This is a genomic window from Paenibacillus sp. cl6col, from assembly GCF_900102125.1.
GTDB classification, from domain to species: domain Bacteria; phylum Bacillota; class Bacilli; order Paenibacillales; family Paenibacillaceae; genus Paenibacillus_B; species Paenibacillus_B suaedae.
Genome location: NZ_FNAZ01000004.1, coordinates 95,515 through 113,659 on the forward strand (window position 1 = coordinate 95,515; position 18,145 = coordinate 113,659).

The 18,145-nt window shown below is 45.6% G+C and carries 12 protein-coding genes; 5 read left to right on the top strand and 7 right to left on the bottom strand.

Annotated features, from left to right (window positions below):
- Positions 1–156 precede the first annotated feature (156 nt).
- Positions 157–876 (top strand): YebC/PmpR family DNA-binding transcriptional regulator, encoded by a 720-nt coding sequence (locus BLS15_RS12365; RefSeq protein ID WP_021252781.1) that lies wholly within the window; start codon positions 157–159, stop codon positions 874–876.
- 177 nt (positions 877–1,053) lie between these two features.
- Here BLS15_RS12365 and BLS15_RS12370 read toward each other — a convergent pair whose 3' ends face one another.
- Positions 1,054–2,103 carry a hypothetical protein gene (locus tag BLS15_RS12370; RefSeq protein WP_021252780.1) on the bottom strand — a complete coding sequence of 350 codons (1,050 nt, stop codon included), beginning with the start codon at positions 2,101–2,103 and terminating at the stop codon, positions 1,054–1,056.
- A gap of 390 nt (positions 2,104–2,493) precedes the next feature.
- On the opposite strand from BLS15_RS12370, the gene BLS15_RS29955 reads away from it, so the two are divergent.
- The 4 genes from BLS15_RS29955 to BLS15_RS12390 all read left to right on the top strand — a co-directional run bounded on the left by BLS15_RS29955 (position 2,494) and on the right by BLS15_RS12390 (position 8,699).
- Positions 2,494–2,598 carry a BBE domain-containing protein gene (locus BLS15_RS29955; RefSeq protein ID WP_081676786.1) on the top strand — a complete coding sequence of 35 codons (105 nt, stop codon included), beginning with the start codon at positions 2,494–2,496 and terminating at the stop codon, positions 2,596–2,598.
- 27 nt (positions 2,599–2,625) lie between these two features.
- On the top strand, positions 2,626–3,462 hold the full coding sequence (locus tag BLS15_RS12380) for a protein-glutamine gamma-glutamyltransferase (RefSeq protein ID WP_028533482.1): 837 nt from the start codon (positions 2,626–2,628) through the stop codon (positions 3,460–3,462).
- A gap of 212 nt (positions 3,463–3,674) precedes the next feature.
- On the top strand, positions 3,675–5,390 hold the full coding sequence (locus tag BLS15_RS28970) for a hypothetical protein (RefSeq protein WP_021252778.1): 1,716 nt from the start codon (positions 3,675–3,677) through the stop codon (positions 5,388–5,390).
- Positions 5,391–5,603: 213 nt separating this feature from the next.
- Positions 5,604–8,699, top strand: coding sequence for a hybrid sensor histidine kinase/response regulator (locus BLS15_RS12390; protein ID WP_254777333.1), 3,096 nt, complete (start codon positions 5,604–5,606; stop codon positions 8,697–8,699).
- A 284-nt stretch (positions 8,700–8,983) separates the two neighbouring features.
- On the opposite strand, the gene BLS15_RS12395 is transcribed toward BLS15_RS12390, so the two are convergent.
- From BLS15_RS12395 to BLS15_RS12420, 6 genes are all read right to left on the bottom strand, one after another.
- The gene (locus tag BLS15_RS12395) at positions 8,984–9,631 is read right to left on the bottom strand and encodes an ABC-2 transporter permease (RefSeq protein ID WP_021252776.1); all 648 of its coding nucleotides are present in this window, start codon (positions 9,629–9,631) and stop codon (positions 8,984–8,986) included.
- A complete protein-coding gene (locus BLS15_RS12400; RefSeq protein WP_028533484.1) occupies positions 9,621–10,487 on the bottom strand; it encodes an ABC transporter ATP-binding protein in 867 nt (288 codons plus the stop codon). The genes BLS15_RS12395 and BLS15_RS12400 overlap by 11 nt, the downstream gene beginning before the upstream one ends.
- Positions 10,484–10,867, bottom strand: a complete 384-nt coding sequence (locus BLS15_RS12405) for a GntR family transcriptional regulator (RefSeq protein WP_021252774.1) — start codon at positions 10,865–10,867, stop codon at positions 10,484–10,486. Before BLS15_RS12405 ends, BLS15_RS12400 begins: the two co-directional genes overlap by 4 nt.
- A gap of 166 nt (positions 10,868–11,033) precedes the next feature.
- Positions 11,034–16,199, bottom strand: coding sequence for a SpaA isopeptide-forming pilin-related protein (locus BLS15_RS12410; protein WP_090511765.1), 5,166 nt, complete (start codon positions 16,197–16,199; stop codon positions 11,034–11,036).
- Between the two features lie 302 nt (positions 16,200–16,501).
- On the bottom strand, positions 16,502–17,695 hold the full coding sequence (locus tag BLS15_RS12415) for a response regulator (protein WP_254777334.1): 1,194 nt from the start codon (positions 17,693–17,695) through the stop codon (positions 16,502–16,504).
- Between the two features lie 76 nt (positions 17,696–17,771).
- Positions 17,772–18,068: a hypothetical protein gene (locus BLS15_RS12420; protein ID WP_021252770.1), complete on the bottom strand. Its 297-nt coding sequence runs from the start codon at positions 18,066–18,068 to the stop codon at positions 17,772–17,774.
- Positions 18,069–18,145: the final 77 nt, after the last annotated feature.

Here is an 18,145-nt window from a genome sequence, read left to right on the forward strand (position 1 = left end):
TACTTGCTAGAAATGTCTGAATTTTACCGGAAAAATCGCCAATATAACTAGCTAAGAATTGAAATTCAAAAGTTTTCATATTTGCCCAAGCTCTCTCGAAAAGATATAATTATATGGAGTATGCATACTTTATGCGGAAAGAGAGCGAGATACAGTATGGGGCGTAAATGGAATAATATTAAGGAAAAAAAAGCATCTAAGGACACGAATACGAGTCGTATATATGCGCGTTTCGGCAGAGAGATCTACGTTGCAGCGAAGCAAGGCGAGCCTGATCCCGAGCTGAACCAATCATTGCGATTCGTGGTTGAACGTGCCAAAACATACAATGTACCAAAGGCGATCATTGATCGCGCGATCGAGAAAGCAAAGGGCGGCTCCGATGAGAACTATGATGAGCTTCGTTATGAGGGCTTTGGTCCAAGCGGTTCCATGGTGATCGTAGACGCTTTGACCAATAACGTGAATCGCACTGCTTCGGAGGTTCGTTCCACATTTAACAAAAATGGCGGAAGTCTCGGCGTAAGCGGCTCTGTAACGTATATGTTCAGTCCGACGGCCGTTATCGGTCTGGAAGGCAAGAGTGCAGACGATGTTCTGGAAATCTTGATGAACGCCGATGTAGACGCACGCGACATCTTGGAAGAGGACGAAGCGGTAATCATCTACGCGGAGCCGGATCAATTCCATGTTGTTCAGCAAGCGCTGAAGAATGAGGGCATTACGGAATTCAGCGTAGCTGAAATTACGATGCTGCCCCAGACCGAAGTAGTCTTGGACGACGATCAGAAGGCACAGTTCGAGAAGCTGATTGATGCGCTCGAAGACCTTGATGATGTGCAGCAAGTCTACCACAACGTGGATCTGGAAGGATAGTCGAGCCGCAATACGATATGAATCATGAAAAAAGACACCCGAATGGTGTCTTTTTTCATTTCTGTTGAGAGAAAAACAGCCACCTACGTCGAGGTACCAATGGTCAATAAGTTATAACGCTTAAATTTTTGGCCGACACGAAATACGAGGTTACTGGTAAAAATGCTACTAGCTGCGTCACTTGATTGGGCAAAATGCCGGTATTTTACTCACTTGTGCTGCTTGCGTCGCAGGATCAGGTACAGTAAATCCGCTGCTAGGCTGCCCCATCCATATGTACACGGTCATCATACTGAAGATCATAATGGTGAAGTGCAGCACCACGAAGAAGCTGCGTAGTTTGGGAGCGCGTCTGGAGAGCAGAAATGTCGTATAGCCGTCCCGGCCAACAATAAGGAAGATGAGCAGTATCGTATGCATAATCATATGGCCGATGATTTCGGTAAATCCGAATACAGTGGTTGTGACGAGGAATAATCCGGTTAATAGCAGAGCTGTGAATCGATTCATAATACCGACGATAAATGCCCACGCAAGGCCAAGCTCAATAAAGGCGCTAATCAGTACGAAGTCTTCAACGGTAAAGCCTAGTGACGGAATTCCGTATTCGTGCATCAGGGAGCACGCCAGCTTGGCGAGGGTCAGCTTCTCCATCGCAAGCCAAGCAAGAGACAAGCCGGTCCATATATAGAGGACAGGGATGCCAGAACGGCTCCATCTCGTGTTCGAGACAAGCAAATAATAAATGATGCCGAGGTAGAACATATAGTCGAGCATGTGGAACATTCCATAATTAGCGAGTGCCTTCACATATAAGACGCCTAACGCTATACCGCTTATAAACAAGGTCTTGCGATGAAGCAGACCAAGCAAGCTAGTAATAAGAAGTGCATAGACCCACCATGTCTCGATTCGCAATGTGGGGGCCAGGTAGGAACCGGTGCTTATCTGCATCAGTAATGCAATGCCAACACCTACTCGCATAATCAGTAGGTGAAAGCGTTTTAACTTATTGAGAAACGAATGTACCTTCACAACGATAGGGATGCGCTCCAAAGCTGCGTTATACCTCGAAACAAGCAACAATACAACAATCGTGAAGCTAAACCAGAACAGAAAGGTAGGGGTGAGCACCTTGCTCATTGCTTGAGGTGTCCACTCGTGATCGGCTGCGAACCATTTAACATGCAAATATAGCCCACTCCCAGGCTGTATTCCAACATTCATCAATACTCCTCCTTCATTATCAGAACATTCCGTCTTCTAATCATGCGTAGAGCCAAGCTGGTTAGCTAAGATCCCTCCTTTTAGACACAGGTTGTAAGCCATCTATGTATTAACGGCGGTATCTCATACGTCCATATTCCGTGCATCAGGCAGTCGAGAGCACCTATCCGATTCTTTTATCCGATCTTCACAATAAGGAATTTGAATGCCGTGTGGATGAAACAAACAAGGGAAGAAGAAAGACTGAAGGTAGAGGTTAACTTGCAGGTACTGATGATAACCACTATTGTAGCGGATTTCTTCCCTGATTTCCATATTGTAGTATAAGTCTTAAGCCCTGTAATTTTATGAAGATTTCACGCTTATCGGATGTAGATCCCATCTTCTGACATGAACCCGAGTAGATGGGGGCGCATAGAGTACTGTAGGTTACACCTAATTAATCAGGAGTACGATCCGCTTCATGTATTCCGATTCCCACAAAGCTTTCGGTAATCAGAGGATCTTAGGAGGAGAGTAAGGATGATCGAGATTGCAGGTGTTAGCACAGGGCAGCTCAATACATTGGGATTATCGGAGTTGGAGAGGAATGTAATTGCGGCTAAGCAGAGGAGTCCTGTCGTTTATCGATATAATTCCCCTGATGACTTGAAATTAGAATTGAGAATGCGCTCCAATATCGTGAATGCTGCGAAGACACTGCACGATAGTGGGGTGGACTTTGCTGGATTCGACGATTCCAGATGCAACGAGAGGTATTGGATACGTACGGACAGAGGGGGATTTCAATTAAGAAGAGGTGTCTCGCCTTCTGCTGCCATAAACGATATTTTTCATAATGGGGGACAGTATGCATTTGAATGTGCGACAGCTATTATTATTGTTCTGTACAAGGCAATTATAGATACGCTGGGTGAAGCCGTTTTTGACCGTTACTTTCAGGATTTGCTTCTATGGGATTGGAATTATGACCGAAATCTTCGATTGGTGTCGAACTCGAACCTCGCTGAGACATTTTTAGGGGATATTCTTTATTTTAGAAATCCAGACTTCAATCCACGTACGCCGGAGTGGCAAGGAGAAAATGTCGTGAAGCTAGGCAACGATCTCTATTACGGGCATGGAATTGGTATTACCTCTTCACAGGGTATGATCACAGCCTTGAATGGAGCGAGGAAGCCTGGAAGCAAGACCTCGGCTTATTTATCCAATGAGGTCATTCATCCGGATTTCGATGCCCTACAGCAACTTCAATATGGTCGCGACAATCGAATTGTGGCTATCTCCGAGCATCGTGGATGGGGTGTTCATGCTAGAATTGGTGCGAAGACATACAGAGATCCTAGCAGGGAGACTTAGTTTCGAAGGAAGGCGGCGGTATTGAAGTCTTGAAGTTCCGCTAAAATGAAGTGCTCTACTGCCGTCATTCGCCGTTAGGTTCGTTGTGTAATTTAGATTGTTGCTATAGAATGGTAGAGATTATGGACGAATATGGATGGATGACCATGGTGTGTGATGAATGATGCAAGCCATGAGCGAAGCTGGATAGAAAAATGGGGGACATCAATTTCATGAAAACAAAAGTAAGTATTCTGTTCAGCATCATGATGATGCTAGGAATGGCTGTTTCCGTTCAGGCTGCAGACAAATCCGTAATGGCACGGCCGACTCAGGCCAATGTGAGCATTAATGGACAACCGATGAATCAGATGGATGCCTACAATATTGGGGGCAGCAACTACTTCAAGTTGAGAGATGTTGCAATGGCATTGAAGGGGACGAAGAGCAGCTTCGATGTAGCCGTTGATACCACGAGTAATGCGATTCGTGTGCATACAGGACAAGCCTATACCCCAATCGGAGGGGAGCTAGAGCCTGCCAAGAAGTCTGCACAGTCAGGCAAGGCAGCTGAACGACAGGCGATACCGACTTCCTCCAAAGTATATGTAGATGGCACAGAAATTCAATTGACGTCTTATAATATCGGGGGCAGCAATTATTTTCAACTGCGGGAATTAGGAGAGCAGCTGCATGTTCCCGTTCTGTGGCGGGCGTTAAGCAGTTCAATTCATATCATTGCCCAACCAGAGATGGCGATCCGCTCTATTGAAGGGGTTACCCAACTGCGTACAACCAATGATTATCATTATGGAAATTGGTTCGAGCCAGCTGCCCGCTATTTGTTCCTAAAGGATGGACAGCTAAATTTGCTGCAATGGGACTCGGACAAGCAGAAGATACATATTCAGCAATTCAATAAGGACTATACCGCAGCGGGAAGTAAGACGCTGAACATGGAGCTGCCCAAATTCGGAGGCTTCCATCAAGGTGAGGACGGCAATTATTATCTCGTATTCGGACAAGACAACATGGAGGAATCCAGCACAAAGGCAGTATATCGCGTAGTGAAATATAATGCTTCGTGGGACAAGCTTGGTCAGGTAGATGTATCAGATGTGTACGTATCAGAACCGTTCAGATCTGGGAATGTTACGATGGACAGTGCCAATGGCAAACTCGTAGTTCAATCGACTCGTCTTCGCTATAAGACCGCTAAGGATGGTTTGCGGCATCAGTCGAATATGACCTTTACCATTGATATGGCTGCGATGAAGGTGCTTAGTAAGAGTGGTCAGTTCCCGTCTAACCATGTGAGCCATTCCTTTGCCACATATGTTCGCATGGATGGAGATCGAATCGTATACGCTGACCATGGCGATGCGTATCCGCGCTCTATTGTACTGCAGGTGGAGCAGGGTGGTAAGATTACGAAAAAAATTGACCTCATTAATATACCGGGCAAGATCGGTGATAATTACACAGGCGCCAACTTGGGCGGACTAGAAGTATCTGCATCCAGCTATCTTGCCATTGGCGCCAACAGTACCGCCGGTTCACAAGATGGGAAAGGCAAAAATGTATTCCTTAGTGTCGTGCCGAAGAATGCGCAAGATCAATCAATCATCAAGCCGATATGGCTGACACAGCATACGTCTGAGGACGGCGTGTTCATCAGGGATACATATATTAGCAAGATCAATGATAATAAGTTTGTCTTGTTATGGACGGAGTCGAGCCGACTCGGGGAAGGAATGAAGTATGCGGTCGTGGATGGCCAGGGAACGATGCTTAAGCAGCCGACATATCTCGGAGGCGTTCCATCCCCTGGGAACATGATGCCGCTTGTACAGGATCAGTCGATTACGTGGTACTATGCCAACCCGATGGCGGGTCAGATCACGAGCAAGCCTTCGGCAATCGAATGGTATACGCTGCGTGTCGAATAGCAGATGAGTGATAGGCGATCGTGTATAGATAGAGAATGAATAGATAGAGTAACATGAGGTAGAAGAATAATAGATACTGGCAGAACGATGACAGGTAGGTTAACTTGTATGAGGCGAGGGGCGAGGAGCTCCTCGCCTTTTTTAGTGAATATAAAAATGGGCAAAGATGCCAAAATGCAGGAAAAAGAAGATTGCTGTAGAAAACCTCATAATATGATGAACAAGAAAAAAATCATTGTGAGCACGTTATTGTTCGTGCTCCTTCTTGCTGGCATCCACGTAACGTGGCTTATGACCTTGGAGGCATCTCAGCATGTCAAGGTGGCCAATGGGGTTGCTGATCTGCGCGGAATGGAATTGGACGACAAGCATACCGTATATTTGGATGGTCAGTGGGAGTTCTATCCAGATGCATTGATATCGAATGAGGATGAGCTGCGTCAGTTCCAAGGTCAATCCAGCTATGTTCAGGTTCCTGGAGATTGGAGAGAGGGCTGGCGGCAGCATAAAAGGAATTCATATGGCTATGGGACGTACCGGCTTCGTGTATTGGTCGATCAGCCGATAAATCAGCCTTACCATTTTTGGATAAGAGAAATTCAAGCGGCCAACGTCTTTCTAATCAATGGACAAATCAATGCGAAATCGGGGGTAGTGTCCACCGATGCGGAGTCATATCGTCCCGTTCAGTCATCCTTTACCACTTCCTACGAGGTCGAGGCAGAGGATCAAGGCGTCATCGAGGTTCTGCTACAAGTCTCCAACTTCGACAACCCCTATAAAGGAGGCATCGCTCGCTCTATAAGATTCGGAACGCAGGCGGCGGTTGAATTTCAACGTTGGTATTCCATCGGTTTTCAATTAGTTACCTTTATCATTTTGATGCTGCATGGCCTATATGCTGTCATTTTGTATTGCTTTAATCCGCGAGAGAAGACTTTTATTATTTTCGGGTTATTAATGACAATGACAGGCACATTAGTCATAGCAGACAATGATTCGATCCTGCTGTTATGGCTTCCAATCAATTATACCTGGGCGCTTCGAATCAAGATTCTTGCTTATTTGTGGCATGCCTGCTTCATGATGATTATGGGAAGGAACTTTTCTGGATTTACACGGCGTGGGAAGCTATTCTACGGGTATACGGGCTTCTTAGTCTTGTTTACAGTATTTGTACTTGTTGCCCCTGCACCGTTTGTTTTCTTCACGACGACCTATAGGATTTTCAGCGTGCTCTATCTCTTCCCGATTATTTGGTTATCATCCCTGATTATGCAGATGGTCTATCAAAACCGTAGGGAAGCCTATATTTTGCTGCTTGCGGCTGTCAGTGTTATGTCAGGGATCACCTGGAGCGTTTTTATTTATAACGGAACGAAAAATATGATTTACTATCCGATCAACATCATCGCCTCGATCGTCGGATTTTCAGCGTATTGGTTCAAAATGTATTTCCGCAATGCTGAAGAGAATGCAAAATTGAACGATCAGCTGCGGGAGGCTGACGAGAAGAAGGATCTATTCTTGGCAAATACGTCGCATGAATTGCGCACGCCGCTGCACGGTGTCATCAATATTGCGCAGTCTGTTGTCACACGCGAGAAGGAACTGATGGATGAGAAGAGCAGGGCAGATATGGAACTGCTTATTACGATCAGTCGCCGCATGTCGCATACAATTAATGATTTACTTGACTTGGCACAGCTCCGGGAAGGAAAAGTCATTTTATATTGCACTCCGCTTCATGTGCAATCGGTGGCGTCTGGCGTGCTGGACATGCTGCGCTTCATGATGGAGGGCAAGCCAATCCAGCTGGTTATGGCGATACCCGAGACATTTCCGCCTGTTATAGCGGACGAGAAGCGATTAGTTCAAGTTTTGTCCAATCTTGTTCATAATGCAATCAAGTTCACGGATGAGGGTTCAATAATGATTTCCGCAGAGGTTCGAGAAGGACGGGCCTGTATCTCTGTTGCTGACACAGGCATTGGCATGAATAAGGAACTGCAGGAGCGGGCATTCCATGCTTACGAACAAGGAACTGCGGATACGGATACAAGTGCCGGGGGAATCGGACTTGGACTTCGCATTTGTGAACAAATGGTGCAGCTGCATGGCGGAAGACTGGAAGTGGAATCGGAACTTGGAAAGGGATCTGTATTTTCCTTCACCCTGCACCTGGCCGAACCGGATACAATTCTGCTTGTGCAGGAGGAGAACCCGATAGAGGCGCTTGTGTCTGCTAAGGCTGCAAGAGATGTGAGCATGATCTCTGACGAGCTTCATGTGGTGCAGCAGCAGACGGCCTCTGCTCTGTATAAGCCAATGATATTGATTGTTGATGATGATCGCGTGAATTTAAAAATACTTGGGGACATCTTGTCCACCGATCGATATGAGGTTGTGAGAGCAACGAGCGGCAAAGAGGCCTTAAGCAAGCTGGATACAGCCAAGTGGGACTTGATCATTACGGATGTCATGATGCCCCATATGTCCGGTTACGAGTTAACTCGTCTCATTCGCGAACGCTTTACGATTCTGGAATTGCCTATTCTGCTCCTAACTGCGCGAAGCAACGCGGAGGATGTGCACTCGGGATTTTTGGCGGGTGCAAATGATTATGTAACGAAGCCTGTTGATGCTATGGAACTGCGCTCCCGCGTACAGGCGCTGACGGAGTTGAAGCAGGCAGTGAATGAACGCTTGCGTATGGAGGCTGCTTACTTGCAGGCGCAGATTCAGCCTCACTTCTTATTTAATACATTGAACACAATTACGGCGCTCAGTGATTTCGACACGAACAAGATGAATGACCTTATTGAGGCATTCAGCTCTTACTTGAGAATCAGCTTCGACTTCTTGAACTCGTCGAAGCTGGTACCGATTGAACATGAGCTTGATCTCGTTCGTTCCTACTTATTTATCGAGTATGCTCGCTTCGAGGACAGACTGAATGTCATTTGGGAGCTGGAGCAGCACATTCGGGTGATGATTCCGCCACTGACAATCCAGCCGCTTGTGGAGAATGCCATTCGGCACGGGGTGCTAAGCCGTGCTCGTGGGGGAACAGTGTGGATCAGGATTACGCAGGATGAACGGTATGTTCATGTGGAGATTCGCGACGACGGTGTAGGTATGGATGCTCATCGAGTTGATACTCTGCTTGAATTCCATGGGATTGAGAAGCGGGGAATTGGGCTGCTCAATACAGACCGACGATTGAAGCAGCTATATGGAGCGGGTCTCGTTATTCGCAGTAAGGTGAATGAGGGGACGAGTGTGTCCTTTGCTATGACGAAATTATGATATTGATAGATGTACTCTAAAATGAGTTCTAGGGTTGCCCTAGGTCACCTTACTGACCTTTAGGCAGCCCTCCCTTATGAATATACAGGTGATTGCTGCAGAAATTGAAGAACAAGGGAATTGAACTGTTGTGACTCCTCGATGAAGGGCAGATGTCCGTAGATTACCATTTTTCCATAAAAAGCGGTAGACGTTCACATGCTTATGAACGAAATAAGGCGGGGGATTACCCCTCGCCTTAAGATGTATTGTTTACTATCTTAGCTTGCGACTTGTACGGACAATTACAAGTTCTTGCTTGCATAAATACGAATCGATATCATCATCGACACGATGCCAATGGCAAGCGCAATGATACCTGGAATCCACTGCTGAATCTCGTGTGGAAGTGGAAGCGAGATCGAAATGGAAACAGGCCGAGACTGGTACCACTTCATGATCACTGGAGTGATGAAGGGGGTCACGAATATGATCATCATAGATATGAACTTCGTTTTTTCATAACCATATTTATACTGCAACGGAATCAACACGCCCAAGTACAGGCTGACGAGCAGCAAGGCCGTCCCTACGCCCAAGACACTCAAGCGGCTTAATAGTTGTGGAACGACAAGGGATGTGATTGTATAAAGGCCGAGACTCACAATAAAGATGGTGAGAACGAGCAGATACTTAGCCTTGACTAGCGCATTGCGTGTATAGGGAGTGGCACACAGCAGCGAGGCCCCCTTATACTTTTCCTCCGACACAGACACGGTATTGAATAGAATAAACTCCATAAAGAGTACGGTAATAAGAAAGCTGATGTTTCCATTTCCGCTCAGCGGCATCCGATAAGATATAAATAGAGGTCCACCGATGGCGAATAGCAGCATGACCAGCAAATACTTTTTCGTAAGGATGAGATCTTTTTTGACCAGATTAATGAGCATGTCGATTACCTCCTATGTAAGCCAGCATAATGGACTCGATGGACGGCTTCTCCATATGCACGTTGCCCATCAACTGCCGCACTTCGGGAATGCTGCGCGTAATGCCTTCGAATCCGTATGCGGTAACCTGTAGAGATAAGAAGAGGGATTCTGTGCGCTCATTCAGCAGCTTCTTGTCTCCCTTCACAAGGGCATGTGAATCCAGCAATGCATCCTTGTCTTCGTGAAATAAGATGTCCCCATGATCGATCATCAACAGGGTATCTGCGATCTTCTCTAAATCAGACGTAATATGTGTGGAGAAAAAGACACTCTTTCCTTCCTCGTTCATGAACTCCAATAGAAGCTCCATCAGTTCACACCGGATGAGGGGATCAAGACCACTCGTGGGCTCATCCATAATGAGTAAATCGGCATGATGGGACATGGCGAGTGCAATGGCATATTTCATGCGCATGCCCTTGGATAAGGTCGATATCTTCTGATTCAGCTGCAGGTTGAAGCGCTGGATATAGTGCTGGAAGATGGCTTCATCCCAGTTCGTATAGGCGGGGGCGATGATGCTCTTCATTTCCGACAGCGTCATATCATCATAGAAATAGCCTTCATCAAATACGATGCCGATGCGGTTTTTCAAATCGCGCTCATGCTTGTCCATTTCCTTCCCCAGAAACGAAACGCTGCCCGCGTTCTTCTGAATGAGTCCTAGAATGGCTTTAATGGTCGTCGTCTTCCCTGAACCGTTCGTTCCAATAAATCCAGTAATACAGCCTTCTTGTAGGGCGAAGCTAATATTGTTCAGACGAAAGTGTTCAAATTGGACGTTAACATTCGTTACTTCCAATAGATTGCTCATTGCTCATCCTCCTCTACAAATAGTAGTTCCATCATTTCACGTAGTTCTTCCTTCGGAATATCTAGTGTCCGGGCTAGCTGCCATGCCTCCGCGAGCTTCGATTCCACGAGATGACGCTTGGACTCTGCCAGCAGCTCTTGGCTCTCTGGCGCCACATACGAGCCCTTCCCAGCCCTCGTCATGATAAATCCTTCTTCCTCCAACTCAGCGTATACGCGCTTGGTCGTTAGTACGCTGACATGCAGATCGTTCGCAAGTGAGCGAATGGAGGGGAGCAGTTCGCCTTCCTTCAGATCGCCACGCAGAATCGCGTCCTTGATCTGATCCTTGATCTGTCGATATAAGGGAACGTCGGACACGTTCTTAATAATAATGTTCATAAAATACCCTCTTTGTTCGAAACTGTGCATACTGTATATTAGATAGATACACAGTATGCACAGTTACTACTTTACTCGATCATGCCCGAAATATCAATCCTCTTTTGGGTGGAAGGGGATAGAAAAACCGACCCCATAAGTTGGGGTCGGTCTGGAATAGCTGCTATTAAGATTTCATCCATCTCTTGCGAATGGCGAACAATACGGATCCGAGCATGACAAGTGCCAGTCCAGCAAGCTGCATAGGCAGCGGGCTGTCTTCGCCTGTTTTCGGCAGCACTTTGTCGGATTTATCTTGCTTCCGGTTTTGTTCACGGTTGGTGATGTTATCGCTTGTGCTCTTATCTTTTACTTTATCCGATGTTCCGTTATTTTCGGACTTCTCGTTCGACCCATTGTCAGTGGCGGTGTCATCCTTGCCATCGCCGGAGTCTTTGCCATCCGTTTTATCGGACTCTTTACCAGAGTCACCAGTCTCGTTGCCTGAATCCGTTTCTTTATTTGGCTTGTCGCCTGTTTCATTGCCCGTTTCTTTCTCAGGCTCTTTATTAGATCCTTCTTCTGTGATGTGGCCAGGAATGCTGCCATCATCTTCAGGTTTTTCTGGCTTGTTTGGTTCTTCCGGATTGATAGGTTTGCTCGGTTCCTTATTGCCGTTTTCGGTCGGTTCCTTCGAATTGTCACCAGGATGTGATGGATCGACCGGATTAACCGGATCAACTGGATTGATTGGGTCAACCGGATCGACTGGATCAACAGGATCAATAGGATCAACTGGATCAACCGGGGCAATTGGCTCGATTGGTTTCAGCGTATTCTCGACAGTAACAAGTGTTTCTTTCTCACTCGTAATCGTGAACATCGTCAGCTTTTTATCAATGAGATAGCCATCAGGAGCTTTAGTCTCTTCGACAAAGTAAGTGCCCGCCTTCAGATTCGGAATCAGAATAAGTCCATCCTTATCCGTAGTCTGAATTGGGTACGGCTTACCGTTCTTATCCAAAAGAGGCTGCTGGTTCTCGTCAAGGAGACGGAACTGAGCGCCTTCAAGCCCTTTACCTTTCTTGCCCGTTTCAATCTTCAAGAGCTTCAAGGATCCCGGAAGAGGTTCAAGAGTATTCTCGACAGTAACGAGCGTTTCTTTCTCACTCGTAATTGTGAACTCAGTTAGCTTGTTGTCGATGAGATAGCCATCAGGAGCTTTAGTCTCTTCGACAAAGTAAGTGCCCACCTTCAGATTCGGAATCAGAATAAGTCCATCCTTATCCGTAGTCTGAATTGGATACGGCTTACCGTTCTTATCCAAGAGAGGCTGCTGGTTCTCGTCAAGGAGACGGAACTGAGCGCCTTCAAGACTTTTATCTTTCTTGCCCGTTTCAATCTTCAAGAGCTTCAAGGAGCCCGGAAGAGGTTCACGAGTATTCTCGACAGTAACGAGCGTTTCTTTCTCACTCGTAATCGTGAACTCGGTCAGCTTTTTATCAATGAGATAGCCATTTGGAGCTTTAGTCTCTTCAACAAAGTAAGTGCCCGGCTTCAGATCAGGAATGATAATGAGACCATCTTGATCAGTTGTTTGAATCGGGAATGGCTTGCCGTCCTTATTAAGGAGAGGCTGTTGGTTCTCATCAAGGATACGGAACTGCGCACCTTTCAACCCTTTGGTCGCTTTACCTGTTTCAATCTTCAAGAGCTTCAAGGAGCCCGGAAGCTTTTCATTTACAAATGTAAGTTCAATCTTGCTCTCATCTGTAATATCAAATTTCAATGGAGTCGTAATGAGCTTGTACCCCTTAGGTGCAGCCTTCTCGACAAATTGATAGCTTCCGATATCCAAGTTGCCCGTGCTCACCTTACCGTCTGTTCCGGTAATCAGCTTGCTGCGCACGACTTTACCTGTCTTAGCATCTTGAATCTCGAACTCAGCCCCAGCAAGAGGTGAAGCAGGCTTGCCGTCATCTACCTTTGTCAGTTCAACAGAGCCTTTGATTCGGTTATTTGTCACAGTCCCCGTTTTTTGTACGGTTTGGTTTTCATCAATTGTAAATGGAATTTCTTTAGCTTCCTGCATATACCCAACGGGAGCCTGAACCTCGACCAGTTTATATTGACCTGGAGGGAGATCCGTCAGTTTCACCTTACCGTTCTTTTTCGTAGGAAGGTTCGTATATCCATTGACATCTGTATATCCGACCCCATCAAACCGCTGAAGCTTGAACACAGCGTCTTTAAGAAGCTTAGATCTATTTTCAGCATCTACTTTCGTGAGCTCAAAATCTCTTACGATTTTGATGTTCTTAATGGTAACGACCTGGCCATCCTTGCTCAGTGTAATGACCTGCTCCGGCTTTTGCGGCAGCAAGTAGCCTGGAGGAGGGGCCAGCTCTTTTATCTTGTATTGTCTAAATCGCAAATCAGTAAAAGTTGCGATTCCATCCTTGCCCGTCTCTGCCTCTTGCAGCAGGATCGTTCCCGATTTATCGTACAGTCCGAATTTCGCGCCTTCCAGCAGCGCTGCTGTAGCAGCATCGACCTTTTTGATTTTCAAATCTCCGCGGCTGGAGGTGCTTGCTCCGCCTCCGGCTCCCGCGAATTCAACTTTGATGCTAGATGATTCATTGCCGTTTACCGTTCCGGAGGACTGACCTTCAAAAGATACCTTGTTGCTTAAATTCGCACCATTATCGGCATCAATAAAGGATTGATACTCTAAAACGTAAGCTTTATCCAGTTCTGTCTTGAAGGTAAGCGTAAGCTTGTTGCCATCGACCTTCAATTCCGCAACTTGCTCCAAATCCATTGGCGTGGAAGTCTTAGTCAAGGTTCCGTTCTGTGACACGGTCGTTTCGTACAGCTTAATCGATTCTGGCACAAGCTTTTGGCTGGCAGACAACGTATCTGTCAGAACCGAACCGGCCTTGATGTGCGATTGGCTGCGATTAATGTTGACGGTCCAGAACGCGATGTCCGATTGTTCACCTTTACCTTGGACACCTGTCTTGGATACATACTCATCGCCGTATTGCGGTGATACAGAAGCCGAGCCGTCGAATACTTTGTTTGATGTCGATTTATCCTCTAATGTTGCTCCATTGCTGTAGGATTTGACGACAGACTGATTGTTAAGGCTTGTCTTGTACGAAATTCGATAGGCCTTGTCAATTGGGTTGTTGAACGTTAATTCGAAACCCGATTTATTATTTTCCGTTTTCTTTTCGAATGTATAATCGTTTGTAATTCTGCCTTCTGTAACACCATTTGCGCCACCCGACAAGATCAGCTCGTGTACCGTCAAAGATCCGTCAACGAATGTCTGCTCGCCGGTATAGAAGTCGCGAAGTACGGCTTTATCGATGTGGTGAAGGTTGTAGTTGATATCGATAGTCCACGTAATTTCCTTCGTGCGGGCATCGTACGTACCTGTTTTATTCCCGTTGTTCTTCGTGTAGCCATCTGGCGTAACGGTATCTTCTTTCGTGATAGGCTTTTGAGCAATATTATTTTCTTTCCAATTCAGAGTCGCACTATTTGTGTAGCTGGCGTTATTTAGAACTGGATCGAATGTAGTCTGATACCGAATAACTAGACTGGAAGTAATTTTCGTTGTAAATGTAATCTTGAATCCGCTATGATAGCGGGGATTTGTAGGATCTACTACATAATTGAGCGTATAATCCTTATCTTTGATGAATCCAGCAGCCGTCAAGCTATCCTCTAGGCTTTTCTGATCAATGGTCAAACCTTTCGTCTTGAATGTATCTTCAATGACGACATTTTCCATCACCTTGTTGTCTTGATTCAGGGTGAGGTACCAACCAATCGTTTTGTTGGCATAGTTAACATCATCATGGCCCTTGAAGAAGATGACAGGGTAAATGTCTCTCGATGCCTCTTTAGAGGTGTTGTCATGCATCGTGACTTTATTGTTGACTTTTCCATTTTCATAAACTCGGTCAATGGATTTGGTCGAATACTCGATGGAATAAGCTTTCGTTACTTTATTTTTGAATTGCAGCTTAAATCCGTCGATTGTTTTTACGACCGTATATTCATCTTTGCCCAGTTGTCTGACAACGATTGCTTTTCCGTTATCGTCAATAGACATTTCGTTCACTACGAATGAATTCACATTGAGTTCTTGAACCTTCGTGTCAAAAACATCCGCAATCCAAGCCTTCGCTTGGTCGATTTCACGCTCGTTGTAATTGTATTCAATCTTCCAATTGATCGTTTGCGTGTAAGGATCGTAGCCGGTCGATTGTTTCTCTAGCGGCTTGCTGAATCGTACATCCACACTCGAAGAGATCGTTAGAGGGTTATGATTATCTCCTGTGACCTGAACAGCATTGGTATAGCGTTTGTCATCTGTCTTGGTAATTTTCGTTTTGTATTTCACTCGATAGGCATTTTGAATATTGCCCAGCTCGATTTTGAAGCCATTGGCTTCGCGTGCGGGTAGGTAAGCTACTTGTTCAGCTTCCTTAACAGTTCCGTTCAATTGAACGTCAAGCTTATGTACCGTAATCGAACTCATATCGATTTCCAAGCCGTCTGGCAGCATGTCGGTGAAGATAGCGTTATTGATGTTGTCTTCACTTGTATTGAAGTCTACAACCCATTCGATTTCGGTAGGATTGATCGTTCGATTGGCCGTGCCACGCTTCGTAATCTCTTTGCTGTTTGGATTTTTGTTGAAATGAATTGGGATTTCGAAGCTGGAGTTCCCTTGAATATCAAAAGATATTTCTTGCTGGGTTCCACCTTCAAACTTTTTCTCGTCGAAATATCTCCATACGAAGAAATCACCGATTAGCTCTTGGCCATCCTCAATTTCTTCATTGAACGTGAAGGTTACTTGACCGTCCGCTGTAATGTCAAAAGTGCCGTATTCGATTCCACCTTTATTCAAAGGTTGATTCTTAATTGGAGCCGATAACTGGAACTTGTCTGGAAGTCGGAATGTAAAGGTCGAGCCAGCGCCGTAATGATGACCGGCCGGAAGCTTCCAAGTATAGTCTATATTCACATATTCATTCAGATTTGGACGAATAGATGAAATATTATTCCCCTTCGCATCCGTTATAGAGACGGAAGTAAGAATATTGTCTGTAATTGCCCCGTAAGTAACCTTCGTCACGCTGCTGGGATCCTGGCCATTGTTCGGATCCTTGCCATAGGTGAGGTCGGTAACGCTTGTGGCATTACGATCTCCGGTATTGAACAATGCATTCGGCAACCCATCATACGCTTGAACAAGCGTGGGAGGCAGAACAAGATTCAACATAATAGCGACTACTAAGAGACCGTATAATGTCTTTCTAAGGTTGTTCATTCTTAGAATCTCCTATTTTTTAAATTTTTTTGCAACTGAATCATTGTCTACTAAAAGATTCAGTTTTGTCAAACCAAATGAAAGTTTCAGAAAACATTTCCTGACATGTGAAATTACCCAACGAAATGGTATGTTAAACAGATTTGCTTGACATTTTTTTGTGCGAAAATGAGAAAGGTGGAGGGGCGTACGATGATTATATGGTGACTATATTAAGATGAAGAAACACAATGTACACAAAAAAATCCCGATAGATTATCGGGATGGGTAAGGCGCTGGTCGGTGTATGTGCTGAGCAGCTGCTAGATTACAGATCCATTAGCTTGCGCTGATTCCATCATCCATTGATAGTACCAGTCGGTAATTTCCTTGCTAGGAGCCGTATCATATTCCTCTGCGAGCTTGCTTGTCAGAAGATTGTACAGTTTGCGTACTTCGGCTGAGTGATTCAGAGAGGCATAAATGTTCATTAGCGCGAAGTAACCATGCTCCATATGAGGGAACTTGTCAATAATTTGGCGATAAATCAGAGTAGCTTCTGAGTACATTTCATCCGAAAGGTAGTATTGAGCAACTGCCTCCGCATGGTTCAACCAGATCGATCGTATGCGCTCCCATTCGTATTCGGCCCAGCCATATCTGTGCTCTTCTAGGAAGTCTCCTGTGTATGCATTCAAGATGGCAAGATGCTGCGCTAAGGTACCTGTCTGCAGTAAGGGAGCCTCGCGAACAGAGTTCTCCCATTCTTCCACGTCAAGTCGCAATGCGCCCCAAGCCAGACGATATCCTTCGTCTTTATATTTGACTTCTATATCGAGTTCTGCGGTTTTGATCATTTTTCGAATTTGATAAATGGCCGTGTGCAGCTGCGTCGTAGCGCGTTCCGTATCATAATTCGGCCACAGCAGATCCATCAGTACCTGCTTATTCACGGTTTTCCCTCGGTAATAGAGCAGATACGCGAATAGCTCTTGAGCTTTCAACGTCTTCCAAGGGAATCGTTGTGCAGCGCCGTTCGCATCGATATAGTGCAAGCTTTGCAGACAGCATAATGTCAGCTGGGGTGTTCGCTCATGACTGATTGCAGGAGTTGTTCCATTATGCGGATTCGTTGAGGTAAGCCGCTGCAAGGTCAATGCCAGCCGATTGTGGTGGACCGGCTTTAGTAGGTAATCAAGTGCATTAAGCTCGAATGCTTTGACCGCATATTCTTGATAGGCCGTCACAAAAATAATATGTAGCTTTGGATGAATTTGCAGCAGACGTTCGGCTAATTCGAACCCGTTAATCTCCGGCATTTCAATATCTAGAAATGCTACGTGGAGCTGCTCCCGCTGTGCAATTTCAATTGCATCATAGGGATTATAGCAAGCCATTAATCGCTCAATTTTATTTCTTCCGGTTTGTTCCGTCAGCAATTTTTCCATTTTCTTTAGAGCGAGTCGCTCATCATCAACAATTATGGCATGCAGTCCCATTGTTAAGATAGCCCCCATTCTATTTCTATTCCTGAATACGTAGGGAGAATGTATGCTGCATATAAGCTGATTCTACAAGTAGTGAATAGCCGTGTTACGATTTCAAGTGCCTATGTTCCAGAATAGCCCGCATATTAATAGACTTCAAGCTTGGGAGTGATTCAACAAGTGTACAGCTCCGCCAGTCTTCCATCAACAGGTAACCGCGCCGTACCAAGGCGAAGATCGTATTGGTGGTGCAATGCCATTCGGGGAATGCTTTGCTATGATCATCTTCTTCTAAAATAGCAGCTCCCTCATATGTCCAACATCCTCCACTCCAGCGAATGAGCCGTCCTCCATGTCGTCTTGCCTGCTCAAGTGCCTCTTGTTGAATGATGGATAATAGCATGTTCGCATTCCTCCAGCAGTCATAGTCGTACTCGTTAGTTCTATTCAATCATATTTGGCTGAACAAAATCTGAATTC